Below are 21585 nucleotides of genomic sequence, written 5' to 3' on the forward strand. Positions count from 1 at the left end.
TCTTGTTCTTCAAGGGCGGAGTTTGGAAGCGGGTAGTAAGCCATCCCTTGCACACTCATCAATCTTTCAAACGATATTCCGCTGATCGTGCATGGGCGGTTAGCCCTTCGCCGTGGGCTAGGGTGCTGGCGATGCGGCCTAGGGTTTGGCTACCGGCCTCGGAAACCTCGATCAAACTCGTGCGTTTTTGAAAGTCATATACCCCTAGCGGGCTGGCAAAACGGGCGGTGCGGGCGGTGGGTAATACATGGTTTGGCCCAGCACAATAATCGCCTAAAGACTCGCTGGTAAATCGCCCCATAAAGATTGCACCCGCGTGACGCAGCTCAGGTAGGTAGACTTTTGGGGTAGCTATAGACAATTCTAGGTGTTCTGGGGCGATATAGTTGGCTATTTCGCAAGCTTCATGTAAATCTTTTACTAAGATAAGCGCGCCTCGGCCGGTGAGGGACGCGCGAATAATGTCTTGTCTTGGCATGGTGGGGAGTAGCTTTTCGATGCTGGCAGCAACTTGCTGGATGAAATCTTTATCTGGGCAAAGCAAAATGGCTTGGGCGATTTCATCGTGTTCGGCTTGGCTGAATAAATCCATCGCGATCCAATCTGGATCGGTTGTGCCATCGCAAATTACTAGAATCTCTGAAGGGCCAGCCACCATATCGATGCCGACAATACCAAACACTCGGCGTTTGGCTGCGGCCACATAGGCGTTGCCGGGGCCGGTTATTTTATCCACAGCAGGCACGGTTTCTGTACCAAAAGCCAGCGCGCCCACGGCTTGTGCGCCGCCAATACAGAATGCACGGCTGACACCGGCCACATAGGCTGCGGCCAGTACCAGATCATTTTTTTCGCCGCGTGGTGTTGGCACCACCATAATAATTTCGGCCACACCAGCTACATGGGCGGGAATGGCATTCATTAATACGGATGATGGATAGCTTGCCTTACCACCTGGCACGTAAATCCCCACCCTATCTAAGGCGGTAACCTGCTGGCCTAGCACCGTGCCATCGGCTTCGGTGTATTGCCAAGACGCCATTTTTTGATGTTCGTGATATTTGCGCACTCGCTCTGCTGCGGCTACTAGCGCATCTCTTTGCACATTGGGCAGGCGCTCGAAAGCGGCTTTTAGCTCGGCCTGCGTGAGCTCTAACTCTTCCATGCTTTGTGCAGGTACGGCATCAAAGCGCTGGGTGTATTCCACCACCGCCGCATCGCCGCGTGCTTTTACGTCAGCCAGAATATCTGCAACTCGGGTATCCACATCCGGATCTTGCGAGGTTTCAAAAGCCAGCAGGGCGGCGAGTTGTGATTGAAAATCAGCAGAACGAGAATCAAGGCGACGCAACATGGCAGGGTCCAAAAATATATCGTGGGACGATTATACCCAAAGCTTTGGCCGGAGCTGGAGTCATATTTAGGTGGAAAATGTTTAGAAATTGCAGATTAACTTACAATTAATTTTCATAAAATATGCTTTTATATTACAAATTACTGACTTTATTGGTTTGTTTGTGTCTGCTGTTTGAATTTATGTGCATAGTGGTAAATCATGAATTTAATAGTTACAGATTTTACAAAAATGAAAGACAATAAAATATGTTTGGCTGGTATTGATTTAGAAAGTAAACTTTTAATAAGACCTTTGCCATATATTTACACTCCATGGGCTTTAGATAGGGGGATTTCACCAGGCTCAATATTGAAGGGTGAATGGTGGCCTAAAGAATCTTTGTTAGCTCCTCATTTGGAGGATTGTAGTTATAAAAATTTAGAAGTTGATCTTATTTATAGGAGTGTTGATTTATTTTCTGTGTTGTCTGAAATATGCAGCAATTCAATTGTAGAAGGTTTTGGGGGTATTGTTGCAGGAAGTAAAAAAATGAGTAATACATCTTTAGTAAAGACCTCAATTGTAACTATTAAAATAAATGCACGCTGTTCTTCTTTGTCTTCAGATTCTGAAGGAAAAATTAGAGTAGATATTAAGGATGGTGCAGGTGATTTATATTGCGATTTATCATTAACTGACTATAATTTACTTAGTAAATTGAATTTTGATAAAAAACAGATAGAATCTTTTAATGAAAGCATTAGGATTTCTAACAATGTGAATTGCACCGGGTTTCGCGGAGGCTCCAATTCTTGAGAGAATGGCACCATGAAGAAATCAACTCACTTTTCCCCCGAAGTCCGTGAACGAGCAGTTCGCATGGTCATTGAACACCTTGCTGAATACCCATCCGAATGGGCTACCCTCGTTTCAATTGCCAGCAAAATAGGCTGCACGCCCGAAACACTGCGCACATGGTGCCGTCGACAAGGCGGCGATACCGTTCAAGCCAACAAAAATTCAGCAGAGAACGAACGAATCAAAGCGCTGGAACGAGAAGTACGCGAACTTAAAAAGGCCAATGAAATTCTGCGCCTAGCCAGCGCGTATTTCGCACAGGCGGAGCTCGACCGCCGCTTGAAATCGTAAGGTCATTCATCGATTCCCATCGTGGTCAGCACGGGGTCGAGCCGATCTGCAAACTGTTACAGGTCGCTCCGTCTGCCTATCGACGTTATGTCGCTCGACAGCGCAATCCCGCGTTACGTTGCCAACGTGCCATTCGTGACGAGCAACTGAGCGGTGAAGTTACGCGCGTCTGGCAAGAGAATCATCAGGTGTATGGTGCCGTCAAAGTCTGGCGGCAACTCAAGCGCGATGGGCATCTTGTGGCGCGGTGTACCGTTGAGCGTTTGATGCGCAGCCTAGGTTTGCGCGGAATATCGCGTGGTAAAGCGGTGCGCACGACACGCCCAGACCCTGCCGTTGCTTGCCCACTCGATCATGTGAACCGACAATTTGTCGCCGAACGACCGAATCAGCTCTGGGTTTCGGATTTTACCTACGTATCGACTTGGCAAGGCTTCGTGTATGTGGCGTTTGTGATTGATGTATTCGCTCGGTATATCGTGGGCTGGCGAGTGAGTCGCAATATGCAAACCGAGTTTGTGCTGGATGCGTTAGAGCAAGCCCTTTGGGCGCGGCAACCGGAGCGAGAAGCGCTGATTCATCACAGCGACCGTGGATCGCAGTATGTATCGATTAGATATACCGAGCGATTGACTGAAGCAGGCATCGAGCCATCGGTTGGTACGACCGGCGACAGTTACGACAATGCACTCGCTGAGACGATTAACGGACTCTACAAAGCGGAAGTGATTCATCGTTTGGGGCCTTGGAAAAGCCTAGAATCTGTGGAGCTAGCGACATTAGAATGGGTTTCGTGGTTCAATCACCATCGTTTGCTTGGGTCGATTGGTCATATCCCACCTGCGGAAGCAGAAGCAAATTATTATCGTAATCAAAGCGAGCAGGCCATGTTGGTCTGACTCAAACCAAACAGCCTCCGCGAAACCCGGTGCGATTCAATGTTTATGCTAGGATTGGGTTGACTCGTATTTTTAAAGGAGAATTTTGGCTTCAAGTGAATGGGTTGTATATTTTTAATTAAGGAATTAATATTTATGAGCGAAATATTTACAATTGGATTTACTGATAAAAGCGCTCGAGAGTTTTTTTATTTGATATCACAAAATAATGTTAAGCGTATTATTGATACTCGGATTAACACTGGCTCTCAGTTGTCTGGTTTTGCAAAAAAAAATGACTTGCAATATTTTCTAAAAGAAATATGCAATGTTGATTATGTTTGGGTCGCCGATTTTGCGCCAACAAAAGATTTACTTAGCCGTTATAGAAGTAATGGTATTACGTGGACAGAGTATGAAAATTTGTATGTCGATTTGATAATAAAAAGGAAAGTTGAAAAAAAATATTCTCCTGAATTTCTTGATGGGAGCTGTTTGTTGTGTAGTGAACATCAACCACATTTTTGCCACCGAAGATTATTAGTAGAGTACTTAAACTTATCTTGGGGATCGTCTTTTGAAGTTAAACATTTATTATGAATAGAATATTGATTTATTATCCAAAAAATTTTAAAGTTGAAGGTTTTTTTGTAGATAAAGTTAGTACATTGATAAGCGGTCTTGAAGATTGTGAAATTGTAGTTTTGAATGATTATAATGGTTTTGTTATTTCTAATTTTTCTATCAAATATTCGGTTAAAAATATTACTGAGGATCATAATTATAAATATAATGTAAATAAAGAATTGAAAACAATAACGCACGCAATAGTTTTTTGGGATGGAAGAGGTATTGAGTGGCTAGTTTACTCTTTATTTTTGATGAAAATATCTAATAGGATTATTGCAGTTGAGGTTACTGAAGTTGCCAATAAAGATGTAGGTGATAAATATGATGTATACATTGGAAGGGGGACTCCTTGGGGGAATCCATTTCCAATTGGTGAAGATGGAATGAGCAGAGAAGATGTAATTAATAAATATAGATTGTATTTTGAAAAAGAAATTTTGACTGATCCAATTAAAAGAAAAAATATATTATCTTTGAAGGGGAAAATTCTTGGGTGCCATTGTAAACCTTTACCTTGTCACGGAGATGTAATTGCTGAGTATTTAAATACATTTAAAGGTGATGATGATTAGGTGTTGTAAATGTATGCTGATACTATTTTAGTTCGATGTAACTTTATATTTCTTTGAATCACCAGCTAAACAGCACATCCGCTCGCTCTTTGCTGGCTTCAATTAGCTTTGCATTCGGGCCGTCAGTGTTGCGTACCCATTCGATAGCTGCGGCTTCGCTGCGGCCAAATTGCATATGGCGCTGGATAAGCCGGGATTCTCTGAGCGCGTGGTCTACGTCTACATACCAAGTTTCATCGAGCAAGCTATGTAATTTGGCCCAATGCCCGCTGCTCAGCAGCAGGTAATTGCCTTCAACGATGATGAGCTGTTGATCAGGCTGGATAGGAATGGCGTTGGCGATGGGTTCTTCGATTTCGCGGCGAAACTCGGGGACGTAGATGGTTTCGCCTGCGGGCTGGGTTTTTAGTCGCTGAATCATTGCGGCAAAACCTGCGCTATCAAAGGTATCTTCTGCGCCTTTTCTTGCTGCTTTGCCAAGGCGGGCTAACTCGCTATTGGCCAGATGATAACCATCCATCGGCACAACTATGCTTTGCTCTGGATAAAGCTGCTGAATCTCTTGTGCTAGCGTCGATTTGCCCGATCCGGGCGGGCCGACGATGCCGAGTAGTTTGCGCTGGCCATTGGCCAATAGGGCGTCGATTCTTGCCAGATAGTGGGGCTGGATCATTTTGCGTTTTTCTCGGCAAGTGGGGAATCAAAACTAACACAGGCCCCAGCTGCTATCAATGCGGCTGGGGCCTGTGTGGTTTGTGCGTTAGTAAAGGTTTACATCATTCCCATCGCTCTTGGCAGCCAGAGTGAGATGGCGGGTACATAGGTTACCAGCAGTAAGAAGCCCAGCATGGTGAGTAGCCACGGCCAAACGGCGATGGTGAGCTCGGTGATGCCCATTTTGGTGATGCCGGATGCCACGTAAAGATTTAGCCCTACTGGCGGATGGCACATGCCGACTTCCATATTTACGGTGATCAAAATCCCAAAGTGAATCGGATCAATCCCCAGCTTGATAGCAACAGGGAACAAGATAGGGGCCATGATCAGGATGATGGACGATGGCTCCATCACATTACCTGCCAGCAACAGCAGAATATTCACGGCCAGCAAGAAGGTGATCGGGCCAAGGCCCATGCCCAGTAGCCAATCGGCCATGGCTTGCGGAATGCCTTCGTTGGTCATTACAAACGAGAACAACACGGCGTTGGTAATGATATAGAGCAGCATGGCGCTCATGCTGGCCGAATCGAGCAGCACTTTAGGCACGCGGCTGAGTGGCAGATCACGGTAGACAAATACGGAGATGATAAAGGCATAAACGGCGGCAATCGCTGCGGCTTCGGTAGGCGTGAAAATACCGGTGTAAATCCCACCTAGCACTACCACAATCAGCATTAGCCCCCATACCGAGCGGCGAAATGCGGCCCAACGCTCGCCCGCAGTGGCTTTAGGCATACGTGGATAGCCAAATTTACGTGCACGCCACCAAGTAGTTAGCCCTAGCAGGAACGCTAACATCAGGCCGGGCACAACCCCCGCCATAAACAGTGCGCCAACCGAGGTATTGGTGGCAACCGAGAACATCACCATGGCGATGGAGGGTGGAATCAGAATCCCCAAAGCGCCCGCTGTGGTGATCACCCCTGCGCCAAACTGACGTGGAAACCCCTGCTTAATCATGGCGGGTAAGAGGATGGAACCAATCGCCACCACCGTGGCTGGGCTGGAGCCTGAAACAGCGGCAAATAAGGCGCAGGCAAGTACGCCCGCCAAACCTAAGCCACCATGAAAGTGGCCCACCATGCTGGTGGCAAAATCGATCATGCGGCGAGCCACGCCACCGTGGGTGAGGAAATTACCGGCCAGAATAAAGAAGGGAATGGCCATAATTTCAAATTTTTCTATCCCCGTGAACAATTTCAGTGCCACCGATTCAATAGGCACATTGGTCATGGTAAATAAGAAGGTAAGTACGGTAAGGCCTAGTGCGATGGAGATCGGCATACCGGTGGCCATCAGCGCCAGCAGCAGGCAGAACACAACGGCTTTATTGCCACCGACGATGGCGATAATGGCGAGGGAGCCAAATAATAGGGCAGGGATTTTTATGGACCAGTTTGCCTCTGCAACCGGGATAAGGCTGGGCGTGCTGCTCATGCTGGTTTTCCTTCTTCTTCTTCTAAGCCTTCAACGTGGGCCACGTCATGGTGAGGCAGCTCGCCAGTGCGCATAAAGGCGGCGGCAACTTGTAAAAACCGGAAGCACATTAGGCTAGTGCCTAGTGGAATTGCGCTGTAAACCATCCATGTTGGCCACTCTAGATCTGGGGTGGTTGGGCCTTCGTAGAGGCTCCCCATTGCCATACCAAAAGCATGGTTAAAGGCATAATGCGCGCCATTTCCCCACACAAATTGCGTGCCAAGGATGGCAACAATGCCGGTAAAAAGCACGCCAGCAAGCAGGCCAATCATGACAAAGGCGGTGCGATACTTAGGCTCTAGCCGGTTAATAATCACATCAACACCTACGTGAATGCCGGTGCGTACCCCATACGCCGCGCCAAATTTAGCCATCCATACAAATAAAATAATGCACAGCTCTTGAGCCCAAGAAAGGTTGATGCTGAGCAGCCAGTTTTGGATGATGGGCAGATGGGCTCCGGAGGCGTAGCGGTGGAGCACGGCGATAAAAATCACCAGCGTCGCCACCGCCATCAGAGAGGCAATCAGCCACTCTTCCAGGTGATCGAGTATTTTCATGAAAGTCTCCGAAGGGACGGTGGTTTTATTTAGAGGGGCTTGTGGCCCCTTGTTGGGCGGGGTGGAACCCGCGTATTTGCGTATTTATTCAGCATTACTAGCGGGTTTTATTTCATGTACGTAAACCAAAGCTAAGCAAAGTCAAAAAGATCTTTTTAGTGCCTTCGGCACGTTGATTTAGGTGCGGACGTCCCGCTGGACCTTCCTTTCTTGCGCGGCCAAGAAACGAAGCCAAAGAAGGCCGCCCCGACCAGCACGACGGCCCCTTACTGCGGACAATCGAGTCGGCTGCTGCGGGACTCGCTTCGCTCAAACAGGCATCAAAGAAACCCCGCCCGTTTGTTCCTCGCTTCGGCGTGCTTCAAGGGGAGTTCTTAAGCCCTATGTAGAGAGCGTGGTCTGTTTGCTAATGCAAAATCAAATTGGTAAGTATCAGCCCGATGCAGAAGTTGTAGGGTGGGCAAGTTTTAATGCCCACGCTGCATACCCTCAAATCCATTTATTCAACCGGCTTAAACGCTGTTTCTTTGTAAATCTCAGTCAGCAAATCTTGGCCAAAGCGGGAGGACATTTTTTGGTGGACGGGGATGAGTGCTTTGCGAAAAGCAGCGCGTTCGGCGGCGGTTGGGGTGTAGATAGTGGTTTTGCCGCTGGCTTTGATGGCGGCCAGTGCTTTATCAGTTTCTTGCTTGGCAATCTGATTGGCGTAAGTCGATGAATCATTCATCGCGGTGGTGAGTGTGGCGCGAATATCTGCAGGCAGGCCTTCCCAGAAGGTTTTGTTGACGATGACGGCATAACCAAGGAAGCCGTGGTTGGTGAGGGTGAGATGTTTTTGTACTTCAAAGGCTTTGCTGGTGTAGAGATTGGAAGGCTCTAGCTCTGTACCATCTACTACACCGGTTTGTAGCGCTTGGTAAACCTCAGAAAACGCCATTACCTGTGGCAATGCGCCCAAGGTGCGCATTTCTTCATCCAGTACTTTTGAGGATTGAATGCGGATTTTCATGCCGCGTAAATCGTTAGGAGTGCGTATGGGTTTATTGCTGGAGAAATTCTTAAAGCCGTTTTCCCAGAAACCCAGCGCTTTAATGCCCTTGGTCTCTAGCTTGGTAAATAGCTTGGCACCAATTGGGCCTTTCATCACTTTATCGACTTCGGCATAGCTATCAAAAATATACGGCAGATCGAAAATCTCGAATTCTTTAACGCCCAGCGGGCCAAATTTGGCAAGGCTAGGGGCCAACATTTGCACTGCGCCTAATTGCAGCGCTTCCATTTCTTCTTTGTCTTTGTAAAGCTGGCTGTTTGGATAGACCTCAACTTTTACGCGGCCCTTGGTGCGCTCTTCAGCGATTTTTTTGAAGTAATCAGCAGCTTTGCCCTTGGGGGTATCCACGGCAACCACATGGCTAAACTTGATCACGATCGGTGCTTCAGCCGCGAAGGAAGAAGTGACAGTAAGAGCCAAGATGGCCGCTAGTAAAGTACGCATTACAATCTCCAAATCTGTTGAATGTATTGATGATTGTTGATGAGAGAGAGCATCTTTTCAATTGCGGTTGTCACGACTGTGGTAAACCACAGTAAGTATAAAATTGCGCTGTGCTAACATTGGAGTATGCATTTGCTTACAACTATTTCACGCTATCTTAGTGCACATCCTTGGTTCTTACCAAGATTGGCCTTGGTCTTGTTTCTGGCCACGGTGCTGGGCTTATTCGCCTATTTGCGCCACGGCGAGCGTGAAGAAGCGCGGCTGGTGCTGATTAGTGATGTGTTGTGGGTAGAGCAAAACTTGCGTTTTGTATTGGGGCAATCGGAAGAACGCTTGGCTGCACTATTAGAGCAATCTCGCGATGGTAGCTTAAGCGAGGCCGAGTTTCGTGGCCGTGCTCATTTGGTTATTGGCGCAAATGCGGCGATTACCGGTATTCAACTACGCACTAAAAATCAGAGCTTTAGCTATGGTCAGCGTTTATCGGCTGAGGTCACTCGGGAGCCGATTGCCTTGGCAAAAGGAATAGGCCGGCCTAGTTATACGGTGCCGCTTTACCCTAAGGGAATGATTGCGCTGATTTTGGCTGAGCATGATTTAGAGCTAGTGGCATCGATTGCCCTGCCAAAACTCTTACAGCAACAGGTGCCGTGGTGGTTCGCTTATAAATATCGGCTGGCGATGATTGATGTGGACGGGCGGGAAGTCGCCAGTAAATCAAAAATTGAGGCCGATGATACTAATCTCAGCTATCAGCTGCCCTTTGATTTAGTAAGTAGTGGCTTACTACTGCGGATCACAGCTTACCGCCATCCTACTGGCCTCGTGCAAAAGCTGCTCACTGCCAGCGTGATAGGCTTGGCCTTGATTGTATTGTTTAGCTGGTGGCGATTGCGCCGCCAAATGCAGGCGCGGATTTTGGCAGAAAACGCCCTGCGCGAAGAACATGCGTTTCGCACCGCCATGGAAAACTCGCTCTCGGTGGGGATGCGCGCCCGAGATATGCAAGGGCGAATTGTCTACGTAAACCCAGCGTTTTGCGGCATGGTGGGTTATTCCCCCGAAGAGCTGATCGGCACGCTGCCGCCTTACCCATACTGGAAGCAGGAAGATATCGCAGGGCATCAAGCACAAAATGATATTGTGCTCAGCGGCCGCGCCCCACATGAGGGATTTGAATCGATGGTGCGCCATCGCGATGGGCATTCGGTGGCGACGCGTGTTTACACCACGCCGCTGATTGATGCTACCGGCAAGCAGCGGGGCTGGATGAGTTCGGTCGTGGATATCACGGCCTTAAAAGCCGCCGAAGCGCGGGAAAGGGAGCAGGAAGAAATGCTGCGCCATACTGGCAAGCTGATTACCATGGGTGAAATGGCATCTACCTTGGCGCACGAGCTAAATCAGCCACTGATGGCCATGAGTAACTACGCCAGCGCCGCTAGGCAGTTTGCTAATCAAAATAATCAGGAGATGCTGGATTCAACGCTTAGCAAAATTGCTGGGCAGGCTCAGCGTGCCGCCGCCGTGGTGAAGCGTATTCGCGAGTTTGTGCAAAAGCGTACCCCTCTACGCTCTTACTGTGATCTGAATGATATTGCGAGCAATGCCTTTGAATTAATCGATGCAAGCGCACGCAGCCAAGGCGTGCGACTGCACTTTAATTTGGCTGCCGACTTGCCGCAAATTCATGCGGATGAAGTGCTCTTGGGGCAGGTGGTGCTCAATTTATTACGCAATGCGTTGGATGCAAGTGGAGAGCAGCCACAAAGCCGCCGCGATGTATGGCTGGCAACCTCTTGCGATAAAGATGGCGTGTATCTTTCGGTATGCGACCGTGGTGCGGGCATTTCACCCGAAGTGGCTAATCGCTTATTTGACGCTTTTTTTACCACCAAATCACTGGGCATGGGCATAGGCTTAAATATTTGCCGCTCTATTTTGGAGCAGCACCAAGGTAAACTTTGGTTTGAAGCCCACCCGCAAGGCGGCACCTATTTTTATATGAGCTTACCGCGATGAAAACTGTTTATTTAGTGGATGACGATATCGCCGTGCGCGATTCACTCGGCTTATTGCTGCTGTCACATGGCTATAGCGTGCACGCCTTTGCAAGTGGCGAGCAGCTCTTGGCCGAGATTCATCCAGAGAGTGAGGGCGTGGTGCTGCTGGATGTACGCATGCCGGGCTTAAGTGGGCCAGATGTATTTAAGCTGCTGTATGACATGGGAAGTGAGCTGATTGTGCTGTTTTTATCTGGCCACGGTGATATCCCAATGGCAGTGCAAGCCATACGCCAAGGTGCCTTCGATTTTCTAGAAAAACCATGCAGCGAAAAGCAATTATTGGAGCGGATTAATGATGCTTTAGATGTAGCGATTGGCCGTCATCAGCTGAGAAATAATCAGCAACGACTAGAAAAATGCCTTAGCTCGCTCACCCCTCGTGAGCGGGAAGTGATGGATTGGATTTTACAAGGCAAGCTCAATAAACAAATTGCCGATGAGATGCAGATTGCAATTCGCACGGTAGAAGTCCACCGCGCCAACGTCTTCGCCAAAATGGGCGTGCGCTCGGCTTTGGATTTATCTCAATTATTGAAGATGGCATAAAGATTGATCACTGCAGCTATGCCGCTGGCCGTATAAAAAGCTTCAGCTAAAGCAGACTAGGTACAGCGCGATGTAAAATTTGCTAGCCTAGCAAAAGGGCACTTATGCTACGATGGGTAGTAAGCAGGTGGTGACGGAGTAACTGGGGCAGAGCAAACTTAAATCCTGTTATATTTCATATACTTAGAGCCGAAGCAAGCAGATTTAACTTTATTCTTCCCGACTGAGCATGGATGATTTTATCTCAATAAAATTTTTTTACCATATCAGTCATGATGTTTTCCTTTATTTAATCATTTTAGTAAATAATTAGAAATTTACTGCAAAAAAAAGGCCAACTTTATAAGTTAGCCTTTTTTATTCAGTTTTTTATTATTTGCAGTACTTAGCAGCTAAACAATTACCTGATTGTGCCCAAGTAATTGCCGTACCTTGAGCATTCAAAGAAGGAGATAAAATAAAAGTATATCCACCTGCTGCGGCTGTTCCAGTAAAATTAATCACGCCATTAGAAACAGTACCACCAGTAGCCAAACCAGTAGTAGCAACAGTGGGAGTTGCAGGAATACCCTGAGTGCCTGCATTACATCCGGCAAAGGTATTCAAATCAGAGTGGCATAATGCAACAGCTTGTTTGTAAGAATCAGAAATACTTAATACTTCAGAGTACTTCGCTTTCTTGGTGTAATCCTGATAAGACGGAATAGCGACAGCAGCTAAGATACCAATAATAGCCACAACAATCATCAGTTCGATCAGGGTAAAACCCTTTTGCATGTTTTTCATCTCTTGCTCCTAAGTCTTTAATTCAAAATATTTTTTCCCTGAGTATTATTTATGCGCTGTCTTTGCATTGCTTGAGTATGACATAGTAATATTAATACCTAGCTATGCCACTTTTACTGCAAAGCTGATTAACGGCAGATTGCTGCCATATACTTGATTAACGATGCCGTTGTAGCTCAGTTGGTAGAGCAACTGACCCGTAATCAGTAGGTCGGGTGTTCGATTCACCCCAACGGCACCACTTCTTTTAAATAAAAAAAGACCCTATTGGGTCTTTTTTATTGTGGCGACTAGCTGCAATGTGACGAAAATAGTCAGGTAGCGCCCAATTTTGACATCAGATAGACCATTTATTCTAAATGTCATACTGTAAGCACAATGTGAGTAAGCTTAGAGTTAGTTTAATTTTTAGCTAAAAATTAAAGATTTTTAAGACAAAGCCGCTAATAAACCTAGTCCATGACGAGCGAGTAGGGTGGCCGTATCGTGTAATGGCAAACCCATTACGCCGCTATAGCTGCCTTGCAGGTTTGAAATAAACAGTCCTGCCGTGCCTTGAATGCCGTAATAATCGGGGTCAGAAGTTCGCAGTAACAGTAATTTAGCTAGCGGGTTAAAGTCCCGCCCGAGGAATTGTCCATACGCCTCGGTAGTACGAAAGAGCGGCGTTTGAGTAATCAAGGGTCGTGAGTTCTTTACGACAAAGAGGCAGACCGTAACGAAAGTGAACCTAGAAGTAGCCTCGTTAACATTGCAGTTGCCGACCTCGTTTCTGTATAGGGAAGGCCGTTGTGCTGATGTGTTGGCAATGGAAGCCACATCCGCGAGCTGTCGGGGTAGCAGGGGCGGTATGTTTTGGAAGTTAAATTACCCAGTGCTGGAGATCCATCACGGTGGCAGGGAGACTGCCAAGCGCAATGTATAAGGAAACGAAATCAGCGCGTATCGTGATGGAAGTCGGAGGGGTTCATAGTACCGTTTGAGATTGAGGGACAACATAACCCCAGTCGAGGGAAGGGACCCTGCTTTGTTCATGCAACTGAAGAGCTGAGGATCAGGAGATTGCCATGTTGCTAATCACTCCGAATGAGATCAGGACGCTACAGAGGAAGCTGTACATCAAAGCCAAGCAGGAACCAAACTATCGTTTCTACGCACTCTACGACAAGATTTACTGTGCTGACATCCTCAAGTTAGCGTGGCGACTGGTCAAGGCAAACAAGGGCAGTCCTGGGGTTGATGGGATTGACTTTGCTGCCATAGAAAGCGGCGAAGGGGTAGATTGCTACTTGTCGGTAATTAGTCAGGAACTGCAAGATAAAAGCTACCGGACTGGGGCAATCAAGCGCGTCATGATTCCCAAAGCGGATGGCAGTTTGCGTCCACTCGGGATTCCGACGATACGAGATCGCGTGGTTCAGATGGCGACCAAGCTGGTGATGGAGCCTATCTTTGAGGCGGATTTTTGCGAGCACTCCTATGGGTTTCGCCCAAGGAAATCAGCACATCAAGCAATAGACGCCATTGCAGAAGCTTTGTGGCAAGGTAAAACGCAGGTCATCGATGCTGATTTGTCGAAGTATTTCGACAGCATTCCTCACGCTAAACTGATGGCCACGGTAGCTGAGCGCATTGTGGATGGGGCTGTACTGGCCTTGATTCAACAATGGCTTAAAGCGCCGGTTATTGGAAAAAGTGAGAATGGAAAAGCGGCAACGGTCAGTGGAGGAAAAGGGCAGCGCAAGGGCACGCCGCAAGGTGGGGTGATTTCTCCGTTGCTATCGAACCTTTACTTACATCTACTGGATAGAATCTGGCATCGCCACAATATAGGGAAGAAACTACAAGCGAGCTTGGTGCGGTATGCCGATGACTTTGTAGTGCTCTGCCGTGGCGAGACCCAAAGCCCGCTGGCGCATATGAAGTGGATATTGGATCGGCTGGAATTGACGCTTAACGAAAGCAAGACAAAAATTGTTGATGCTAAAGCCGCGTCATTTCTATTTCTGGGATTTGATTTGCGCACGAACCTATCCGCTAAAGGCACTCGCTATCCCTATATTGAGGCCTCAGCTAAATCGGTAGAGAAAATCAAGACGCGACTAAATGAAATTACTGGAAGAACCCAAACATGGCGACCAATTGAAGAGGTGGTGCGAGATTTAAATCAAGCATTACGCGGTTGGTCGAGTTACTTCCATTACCGGAATTCATCCAAGCAATTTTATAAAGTGAAGCGTCATTCAGAAGAACGGCTAAGGATACATCTTCGCAAACGGCACAAAGTCAGCGATTGGAAAACGAGCATGCTCCGTTATCCAAGGCGGGTGCTAAATGAGCGATACGGTTTGTATTCATTACCGACAGCAGCAGGTTGGAAATCAGCGCATGCTTGATGTGAAGAACATCGGAAAGCCGTGTGCGGGAAAATCGCATGCACGGTTTGATGAGGGAGGGCAGGTGAAAACCTGCTCTCTACTCTACCAAAATTAAATCCTACGATGCTTAATGCTATTAGAGCCAAAGAAAGCGGATTTAACTTTACTCTGACCCTAGTTATTTGACCCTAGTTATTTGTATTTGTAAATTATTTAAAACATGCCATTACCATTCGCATCTTTCTCTGGCACAGCTTGAATCACATCCCAATGTTCTGCGATCTTGCCATTTTTAACGCGAAAAATATCTACAATGGCCACACCACGCTCTCCGGCTTTATCTTGTGAATGGACATGCAGCATCACCAAATCACCTTCAGCAATCACGCGTTTAATCACAGCACGCGAATTCGGTGAATTGGTTTTTAAATAGCGAATAAAATCTTGTAAAGGCTGTACGCCATTTGCGACTTCTGGATTATGCTGAATATAATCTTTGGCAATAAAGGGGACCACGGCCTCGGCGTCTAACTTATTAAATGCAATATCATAAAACTTAAGGACCAGTGCTTTATTCTTATCTTCCTTAGGCCCGGCAATCGCCGTAGCCGCTAATAAGCCCAAAATCATGGCAATCAGTAATTTTTTCATTTTGATATCCTTAAATGGTATGTTTAAATAAAAGTGAATAGCTTTAAAAACTTACTATTCATGGGTATGAAAAGACAAATTGCACGGTGTGTCAAGTCTCGCCAGATTATAAACTCGTTTTTTAAATAATTCTCCATAGTCGCCTTTAACTTCGCCAAAGAAAAATCACGGGGTCAGGTTTTACATTTTACATAAGATAGAATTTACAGAAGTTTGCAAAGCCGCCTAAATTGATTAATTCATGTTAAATGTAAGACCTGAACCTATAGGTTTTTTTATCAGTTATTAAGTTGATAGGATTGGGCTTGTATGGCGTGTAAAGGGGGATTTGGCTGATGGCTTGCGCTTGGCGAATACGGTGAATTGTTTGAGTTATTTGCATTTGGTAAATGGGTGTTGGGCTCGAGTCTGGATTAAAAGTGCACCCCACGATGGGGTGCACGGTGGGATTTAGTCTTGGTGGGAATGCATATCGATCACGCTCGAGGTATTGAGCGCGTTGCTGGCGACTTTAAAGCAGGCTTCAGAATCGGCGCAGCGGCTTGAGACTTCTTTGTTGGCATTGCGGCGATAAACAGTTTTGCCTTCTTTAATGGTCTCTTGCACCTTAATTCCATTGATTTTCAGCGGGTCGATGGTGAGTGGGTTTTGATCGAGTAGGACAAAATCGGCTAGTTTGCCGACTTCGATCGAGCCTTTGCTCTTGTCTTCAAAGTACTGGTATGCCGACCAAAGTGTTTGCGCTTTTAGCCCAATTAAGGGGGTAACACGGTGCTGTGGGCCAAGCACTTGGTCGCTGCGGGTGATACGGTTGACGGTGGCGTCGAGTACGCGCATTGAATCAGGCTTGGCGACCGGTGCATCGTGATGCGAAGTAAAAATCATGCCGCGTTGCATGGCCCAGCCCGTTGGCGAGATATTTTGGCCGCGCTCAGCGCCTAGCACTGAATCACGGTGCCAATCGCCCCAGTAGAAAGTGTGCATGGGGAAGAAGGAGGGCATGATGCCCAGCTCTTTAAAGGCATCGATTTGATCGACACGGGCGGTGTGGGCATGGATGGCGACAGGGCGGCGATCGGCCTTGCCGTATTTGGCTTCGGCGGCTCTGACTGCTTTGAGGTATTGATCGATAGCCGCATCGCCGCTGAGGTGAGTTAATAGCTGCCAGCCATTGGCAAAGGCTTTGTCGACGTAAGCGGTAGCTTGCTCGTCTGTCATGGTGGCGTAGCCGTTGTAATCGGCTTTTTGGCCTGCAGGCACTTTATAGTAAGGCTTTGTCAGCCAAGCCGTTTTGCCCTGAGGTGAGCCGTCTAGGTTAAGCTTTGCCCCGCCGATGCGCAGGTGATTGCTGTAGTTGCGTGAAAAGAGTGGCGCTTTAATCGTGCCTGCAGCTTCGATAATGTCGGAATAAACCACCACATCGATTTTAAGATCGCCTTGTTTGGCGGCGGCTTTCATCGTTGCAATCGCACTTGGTGTACCGCGGCCTTCTTGGGCGGTGGTGTAACCAAAACTTGCGTATAGCTCGGTGCCTGCTTTCAGAATGGCGATATTTTCTTTTGGGCCTAGCGTGCCTAATACCTTGAATATTGAATTAAAAAATGCGGCTTCTTCGAGTACGCCGCTTGGCTCTTGTGAGCCATCTTTGCGGCGAATCACACCACCTTCGGGTCTTTGCTGGCGGCGGTATAGCCTGCTAGCTCTAGCGCCTTGCTATTCATCGAGCCCAAATGCCCCGATTGATGCACGATCACCACTGGCAGGGTGGTGGAGACTTGGTCTAGATCTTCACGCGTTGGATGGCGTTGCTCTTTAAGCTGAGAATCATCATAGCCAAAGCCAATAATCCAGCCTACGGCATCGATGGCGGCTTGATTTTTGCTAGCCCAATCTTTAAGCAGACGTTGCAAAGCGGGGATATCAGCCCCTTCGCCATCAGGTGGTGGTAGTAAATTGGCCGATAGCGCCTGAATGCCCGTCATAAACACATGACCGTGGCCATCAATCAGGCCTGGGATCATGGTCTTACCGGCTAAATCCACCATCTTGGTTCGCGGGCCACGCAGCTTCTTGATTTCATCAAGATAACCAACCGCTGTAATTTTACCGCCCTTAATCGCAACCGCCTCGGCTTCGGCTTGCAGCTCGTTGACCGTCACAATGGTGCCGCCACTATAAATGGTGTCAGCCATGGGCTGGGCTGCGTAGCTGGTGGAGAAACTTAATAAGCCCAAGAGGGCCATGCTGGCGGTGGATAGCGTAAAGTGATATTGGCGCATCGTGTATTCCTCTGCCTGTTAGGGCATGTAAGAACCATCAAAGTCGTTCGGCGGTAGAAGCATTTGTAAATCATTAGTGGTGCGTAAGGCAAATCAAGTAGTAACGGTAATTGTCAAACTAGTTATCGCCTCAATCGTTAAATCCTAAGTCAATTCACGAGTGTCGATCTGTATGGAGGCGATGGGCTATATAAAATATCGACAAAAGCGGGCTGCTAGGCGTGAAAAATATCGGAAAGCCGTGTGGGAGAAAATCGCATGCACGGTTTGATGAGGAAGGGTATGTGAAAGCCTGTTCTTTACTTTACCCATAGGTTTCTGACCCCATAGGCTCCCCAAAATGGGCGTGCGCTCGGCTTTAGATTTATCGTAGCTATTGAAGGGAAGTTGATAGGCGGATGTATAAAGCTAAAAATCCAGCGCAGATCGCTGGATTTTTAGCTTAACGCGGAAGATTATGTGTTTATTGTTTTTTTACGGCGTGCAGCAAATAAACCCACTAAACCTAAGCCCATCAAGGCGTAGGTTTCTGGCTCTGGAACGGGGGATACATTTGCTTTGAGGGAGTTTAAAGAGAAGATCCAGTTGCTTGCGCCATTGGTGTTATTGTTAAAACGTAAGTTAGCAATGCCAGTAGATACAAGAGAGAATGAGCCACCACCACCTACCTTGCCGGTTTCTAGCACAGAGCCTAAAGCATCATAGGCTGTATAAAAGGTAGCTCCAACGCCAGTACTGGTATAGCCATGATTATTGAAAGTGAAGTTCACAAAATTAGCTAGGCCGGTAAATTTTAAATCTAAAATCGAACTAGTTGGATATCTGCCTCTTGTGCTATTGGTCAGCCCGCCATAATTAATGGCTGCGGCACCAGATGGGCCAGGGCCACCTAGTACGGCAAAAGTAACGCCATCAATTTGATTTGAAAGGAGAGTGCCTGGTGCGTAAGTGCTAAAGTTTGCATTGATTATTGCTGCAAATGAGCTGGATGAGAAGGCGATTGCGCTGGCGAAAAGAATAGAATGAGTAATGGCTTTTAGCTTCATGAATAATGCCCCTGAATATTTTTTGATTTAATGGATAGGAGTTGAAAATGGTGTAATCCACTTTCTTTATGATTTTTTTTCCATCTTGGCACAATAAATATACTTCAAACTTACTTAGGCAATACATTGTATGTCGGCTTATAAGTGTTTGATGTTATATTTGGCTTGTATATAAAGCTAGAAATGAGAGCAAAAGCCTTATAACCCGCCACTTTTTCAGGGGTTTAATCCTTGCGACTACTTTGTTTTTTTACAACAAATTTAAAAAATTGATTGGCGTTTTTTATCCGTTTGATAAAGATTACTTGTCTTGAGGTGCAAAAAAAATGGCTCCAAAGGGCGCACCTTTGAAGCCATGGATGATTAAGTTAATTTAGTTATTTTTCAAAACCACACCCCATAACGGCGGATGTAGATAGTTTTAACGAATTGCGCCAGTGCCATATAGCCGATCATGGTGGCGATGAGCCAGTACCAGTAGGAAGAGTCGAGTGAGACAAAGCCAAGCGATTCGGCAATGGGCGAGAAGGGTAACCAGCAGCCAATTGCAACGGCAATCACCGTAGAGAGCATCACTGGCCATGCTGCGCGGCTTTGCAGAAAAGGAATCTTCTTGGTGCGTAGCATATGCACCACTAAGGTTTGCGATACTAAGCCAACAATAAACCAGCCAGAATTCATAATCAGCTGACCGCCGCCGTGGGCGTAATAGGCGGCTCCTGCGCCAAATACGGTCCACATCAAAATATAAGTGGTGATATCAAATACCGATGAGGTTGGGCCAAGCCAGATCATAAAGCGGCGGATATTGCCTGCTTCCCATTTACGTGGCTGCTGCAGGTATTCCTTATCCATTTTGTCCCAAGGTAAAACAATCTGGGAAATATCGTAGATTAAGTTTTGAATCAGTAATTGCATCGCCAGCATGGGCTCCCAAGGTAGCCAAGCCGATGCCACCAGCACCGAAAACACATTGCCAAACGCAGAGCTGGCCGTGATATTCAGGTATTTCAGAATATTGCCGAAGGTTTCGCGGCCCGTAATGACCCCTTCTTCTAGCACCATCAAATCTTTGTCTAGCAAGATAATATCGGCAGTTTCTTTGGCAATATCTGCCGCGCTATCCACCGAAATACCTACGTCGGCATCGCGTAGCGCTGGTGCGTCGTTAATCCCGTCACCCAAGAAGCCAACGGTGTGGCCATTGGCCTGTAGGGCTTTTACCACGCGTGATTTATGCAGCGGTGTAAGTTTGGCAAATACGCTGCAATCCTTGACGGCTTGGCAAAGCGCGATATCGTCCATCGCTTCGATTTCTGGCCCTAGCAGCGGGATGCCCGGCTCTAAGCCAACATCGCGGCAAATTTTACTGGTCACGATAGGATTATCGCCAGTAAGCACTTTGACCGTTACGCCGTAATCACGCAGCGCTTTAATGGCGGGTGCGGCCGAGGCTTTAGGTGGGTCGAGAAAGGTTAGAAACCCGCGCACGACTAGATCGGATTCATCAGCCACCAGATAGTGTTTTTTGTTTTTTGTAATGGTTTTAGTTGCCACTAATAAAACGCGGAAGCCTTGTTCGTTATAGGCTTGGGTTTGGCTGAGTAGGCGGCTCCTTGCGGCTTGGTCTAAGGCGAGAATGTTGGAGCCCGCTTGATAGTGTGTCGACACGGCCAGCATTTCTTCTACTGCGCCTTTACAAATCATCAGCTGCTGATCTTGCTGATCGGCGACGACTACAGTTAAGCGGCGGCGGATAAAATCAAAGGGTAATTCGTCTACCTTGTGGTAATTCCTAGGTAAATCGCTCACATCTTTGGCGCGCTCCAGCACCGCAATATCCATCAGATTTTTAATACCGCTCTGGTGAACGCTATTGAGCCACGCCAGCTGTAATATGCTTTCGTCCAGCAGTCCTTGGCAGTTGAAATGCTCTTCTAGAATGATTTTATCTTGAGTTAACGTGCCGGTTTTATCGGTACATAACACGTCCATTGCGCCAAAGTTTTGTACCGAATTCAGCCGTTTTACGACCACTTTGCGTTTGGCCATAGCGATTGCGCCCTTGGCCAAGTTGGCAGAAACAATCATCGGCAACATTTCTGGGGTTAAGCCCACCGCAACTGCCATCGCAAAGGTCAGTGCAGATAGCCAATCGCCCTTGGTTAGCCCGTTAATCAAAAAGACAATCGGTACCATTACCAGCATAAAACGAATCAATAGCCATGAAACGCTGCTTACTCCTCGGTCAAAACTGGTTTCTACCCGCTTATGGCTAAGGACATTTTTAGCTAGAGCGCCAAAATAGGTTTGGCTACCGGTGGCAACCACCCTAGCGCAGGCTGTGCCGCTAACTACATTGGTACCCATAAAGCAGATATTGTTGTTATCCAGTAGGCTTTCTGCCTCGCTACTGCTGGACTCGGCTGATTTTTCTGCTACATCGCCTAAGGTATCGTATTTCTCAACCGGCAGCGCTTCGCCGCTGAGTACGGCTTGGCTCACAAATAAATCACGCGACTCTAGTAGCTCGATATCGGCCGGAATCATATCGCCAGCTTGCAAATAAACAATATCGCCAACCACCACATTGCTCATTGGCACTTCTAGTTTGCGCGCCAAGCCTGTGGCGTTAGTGCGTAAAACGGTGGCGGTATTGCTGACCAAGGATTTGAGTTTTTCAGCGGATTTACCAGTACGGTATTCCTGAAAGAAGCGTAATAAGCCACTTAAGGTCACCATGGTGGTGAGGATGATAATCCCTATCCAGCTTTGTTCGTCTGGGCCAACCATTTGCACATCGGTGATATAGGTGATGATGGCCAATACCAATAGCACCATCACAAAAGGGTTTTTAAATGCGAGATAAAGTTGGATGATGGCGTGTGGCGGCTTATCGTGAGCGACTTCGTTAAGGCCATGGGTATGTAAGCGTTCGGCAGCTTGGCTGTCGCTTAAGGCTTTGGGGTGTTGCGGATGAGCTGGTGTGTGATTTTGCGTCATGCTGCTTA

The 21585-nt window shown here is 47.3% G+C and carries 17 protein-coding genes, 1 tRNA gene, 1 pseudogene and 1 other annotated feature; of the genes and pseudogenes, 8 read left to right on the top strand and 11 right to left on the bottom strand.

Translation table 11 applies throughout. The features are described from left to right. Window positions 1-58: 58 nt before the first annotated feature. The gene (gene hisD, locus C1H71_RS09190; protein ID WP_223146062.1) at window positions 59-1351 is read right to left on the bottom strand and encodes a histidinol dehydrogenase; all 1293 of its coding nucleotides are present in this window, start codon (window positions 1349-1351) and stop codon (window positions 59-61) included. Between the two features lie 204 nt (window positions 1352-1555). Between hisD and C1H71_RS09195 the strand changes: the two genes are divergently transcribed. From C1H71_RS09195 to C1H71_RS21015, 4 genes are all read left to right on the top strand, one after another. After that, the gene (locus C1H71_RS09195) at window positions 1556-2152 is read left to right on the top strand and encodes a hypothetical protein (protein WP_130106294.1); all 597 of its coding nucleotides are present in this window, start codon (window positions 1556-1558) and stop codon (window positions 2150-2152) included. Between the two features lie 12 nt (window positions 2153-2164). Beyond that, window positions 2165-3384 (top strand): IS3 family transposase gene (locus C1H71_RS09200; RefSeq protein ID WP_374704445.1). Its coding sequence is split into 2 segments (ribosomal slippage): window positions 2165-2444 and window positions 2444-3384, totalling 1221 coding nucleotides; the frame shifts between segments, so codons are not numbered across the junction. Further along, window positions 2440-2556, top strand: a sequence feature (AL1L pseudoknot). Its footprint overlaps the gene before it by 117 nt. A 135-nt stretch (window positions 3385-3519) precedes the next feature. Next, window positions 3520-3963 carry a DUF488 domain-containing protein gene (locus C1H71_RS09205; protein ID WP_130106295.1) on the top strand — a complete coding sequence of 148 codons (444 nt, stop codon included), beginning with the start codon at window positions 3520-3522 and terminating at the stop codon, window positions 3961-3963. After that, a complete protein-coding gene (locus tag C1H71_RS21015; RefSeq protein WP_223146023.1) occupies window positions 3960-4565 on the top strand; it encodes a DUF4326 domain-containing protein in 606 nt (201 codons plus the stop codon). The genes C1H71_RS09205 and C1H71_RS21015 overlap by 4 nt, the downstream gene beginning before the upstream one ends. 58 nt (window positions 4566-4623) lie before the next feature. Here C1H71_RS21015 and C1H71_RS09215 read toward each other — a convergent pair whose 3' ends face one another. The 4 genes from C1H71_RS09215 to C1H71_RS09230 form a co-directional block, all read right to left on the bottom strand. Beyond that, window positions 4624-5238 (bottom strand): nucleoside/nucleotide kinase family protein, encoded by a 615-nt coding sequence (locus tag C1H71_RS09215; protein WP_130106296.1) that lies wholly within the window; start codon window positions 5236-5238, stop codon window positions 4624-4626. 98 nt (window positions 5239-5336) lie between these two features. Continuing rightward, a complete protein-coding gene (locus C1H71_RS09220; RefSeq protein ID WP_130106297.1) occupies window positions 5337-6722 on the bottom strand; it encodes a TRAP transporter large permease in 1386 nt (461 codons plus the stop codon). Next, entirely contained in the window at window positions 6719-7324 is a 606-nt protein-coding gene (locus tag C1H71_RS09225) for a TRAP transporter small permease (RefSeq protein WP_130106298.1), read from the bottom strand. The genes C1H71_RS09220 and C1H71_RS09225 overlap by 4 nt, the downstream gene beginning before the upstream one ends. 499 nt (window positions 7325-7823) lie before the next feature. Further along, on the bottom strand, window positions 7824-8819 hold the full coding sequence (locus C1H71_RS09230; protein WP_130106299.1) for a TRAP transporter substrate-binding protein: 996 nt from the start codon (window positions 8817-8819) through the stop codon (window positions 7824-7826). Between the two features lie 132 nt (window positions 8820-8951). Here C1H71_RS09230 and C1H71_RS09235 point away from each other — a divergent pair, with 132 nt between their 5' ends. Together C1H71_RS09235 and C1H71_RS09240 are read left to right on the top strand one after the other, a co-directional pair. Continuing rightward, a complete protein-coding gene (locus C1H71_RS09235; protein ID WP_188053692.1) occupies window positions 8952-10844 on the top strand; it encodes a sensor histidine kinase in 1893 nt (630 codons plus the stop codon). Continuing rightward, window positions 10841-11434, top strand: coding sequence for a response regulator transcription factor (locus tag C1H71_RS09240; RefSeq protein ID WP_130106301.1), 594 nt, complete (start codon window positions 10841-10843; stop codon window positions 11432-11434). The genes C1H71_RS09235 and C1H71_RS09240 overlap by 4 nt, the downstream gene beginning before the upstream one ends. 372 nt (window positions 11435-11806) lie before the next feature. Here C1H71_RS09240 and C1H71_RS09245 read toward each other — a convergent pair whose 3' ends face one another. Then, a complete protein-coding gene (locus tag C1H71_RS09245; protein ID WP_130106302.1) occupies window positions 11807-12220 on the bottom strand; it encodes a pilin in 414 nt (137 codons plus the stop codon). A 165-nt stretch (window positions 12221-12385) separates the two neighbouring features. Here C1H71_RS09245 and C1H71_RS09250 point away from each other — a divergent pair. Then, window positions 12386-12461: transfer RNA gene (locus C1H71_RS09250), tRNA-Thr, on the top strand. Between the two features lie 188 nt (window positions 12462-12649). Here the strand turns inward: C1H71_RS09250 and C1H71_RS21410 are convergent. After that, the gene (locus C1H71_RS21410) at window positions 12650-12901 is read right to left on the bottom strand and encodes a Maf family protein (RefSeq protein WP_262488421.1); all 252 of its coding nucleotides are present in this window, start codon (window positions 12899-12901) and stop codon (window positions 12650-12652) included. Between the two features lie 386 nt (window positions 12902-13287). Between C1H71_RS21410 and ltrA the strand changes: the two genes are divergently transcribed. Next, window positions 13288-14616, top strand: coding sequence for a group II intron reverse transcriptase/maturase (gene ltrA / locus C1H71_RS09260; RefSeq protein ID WP_130104759.1), 1329 nt, complete (start codon window positions 13288-13290; stop codon window positions 14614-14616). Between the two features lie 195 nt (window positions 14617-14811). Here the strand turns inward: ltrA and C1H71_RS09265 are convergent, their stop codons facing one another. The 4 genes and pseudogenes from C1H71_RS09265 to mgtA all read right to left on the bottom strand — a co-directional run bounded on the left by C1H71_RS09265 (window position 14812) and on the right by mgtA (window position 21577). Further along, window positions 14812-15249, bottom strand: coding sequence for a nuclear transport factor 2 family protein (locus C1H71_RS09265; RefSeq protein WP_130106304.1), 438 nt, complete (start codon window positions 15247-15249; stop codon window positions 14812-14814). A gap of 450 nt (window positions 15250-15699) precedes the next feature. Next, window positions 15700-17528 (bottom strand): annotated as a pseudogene (locus tag C1H71_RS09270) (amidohydrolase). A 455-nt stretch (window positions 17529-17983) separates the two neighbouring features. After that, entirely contained in the window at window positions 17984-18574 is a 591-nt protein-coding gene (locus C1H71_RS09275; RefSeq protein ID WP_130106305.1) for a PEP-CTERM sorting domain-containing protein, read from the bottom strand. Window positions 18575-18958: 384 nt separating this feature from the next. Continuing rightward, window positions 18959-21577, bottom strand: a complete 2619-nt coding sequence (gene mgtA, locus C1H71_RS09280; RefSeq protein ID WP_130106306.1) for a magnesium-translocating P-type ATPase — start codon at window positions 21575-21577, stop codon at window positions 18959-18961. Between the last annotated feature and the right edge of the window lie 8 nt (window positions 21578-21585).

The sequence above is a fragment of the Iodobacter fluviatilis genome (assembly GCF_004194535.1).
In the GTDB taxonomy this organism is placed as follows: Bacteria; Pseudomonadota; Gammaproteobacteria; order Burkholderiales; family Chitinibacteraceae; genus Iodobacter; species Iodobacter fluviatilis_A.

Bases quoted from the DNA above. Each gene is read 5' to 3' on its own strand.
- C1H71_RS09195 (WP_130106294.1), top strand. From the start codon at position 1,556: ATGAATTTAATAGTTACAGATTTTACAAAAATGAAAGACAATAAAATA.
- ltrA (WP_130104759.1), top strand. From the start codon at position 13,288: ATGTTGCTAATCACTCCGAATGAGATCAGGACGCTACAGAGGAAGCTG.
- mgtA (WP_130106306.1), bottom strand. From the start codon at position 21,577: ATGACGCAAAATCACACACCAGCTCATCCGCAACACCCCAAAGCCTTA.
- C1H71_RS09245 (WP_130106302.1), bottom strand. From the start codon at position 12,220: ATGAAAAACATGCAAAAGGGTTTTACCCTGATCGAACTGATGATTGTT.
- C1H71_RS09220 (WP_130106297.1), bottom strand. From the start codon at position 6,722: ATGAGCAGCACGCCCAGCCTTATCCCGGTTGCAGAGGCAAACTGGTCC.
- C1H71_RS09205 (WP_130106295.1), top strand. From the start codon at position 3,520: ATGAGCGAAATATTTACAATTGGATTTACTGATAAAAGCGCTCGAGAG.
- C1H71_RS09275 (WP_130106305.1), bottom strand. From the start codon at position 18,574: ATGAAGCTAAAAGCCATTACTCATTCTATTCTTTTCGCCAGCGCAATC.
- C1H71_RS21015 (WP_223146023.1), top strand. From the start codon at position 3,960: ATGAATAGAATATTGATTTATTATCCAAAAAATTTTAAAGTTGAAGGT.
- C1H71_RS09225 (WP_130106298.1), bottom strand. From the start codon at position 7,324: ATGAAAATACTCGATCACCTGGAAGAGTGGCTGATTGCCTCTCTGATG.
- C1H71_RS09215 (WP_130106296.1), bottom strand. From the start codon at position 5,238: ATGATCCAGCCCCACTATCTGGCAAGAATCGACGCCCTATTGGCCAAT.
- C1H71_RS09230 (WP_130106299.1), bottom strand. From the start codon at position 8,819: ATGCGTACTTTACTAGCGGCCATCTTGGCTCTTACTGTCACTTCTTCC.
- C1H71_RS09265 (WP_130106304.1), bottom strand. From the start codon at position 15,249: ATGAAAAAATTACTGATTGCCATGATTTTGGGCTTATTAGCGGCTACG.
- C1H71_RS09240 (WP_130106301.1), top strand. From the start codon at position 10,841: ATGAAAACTGTTTATTTAGTGGATGACGATATCGCCGTGCGCGATTCA.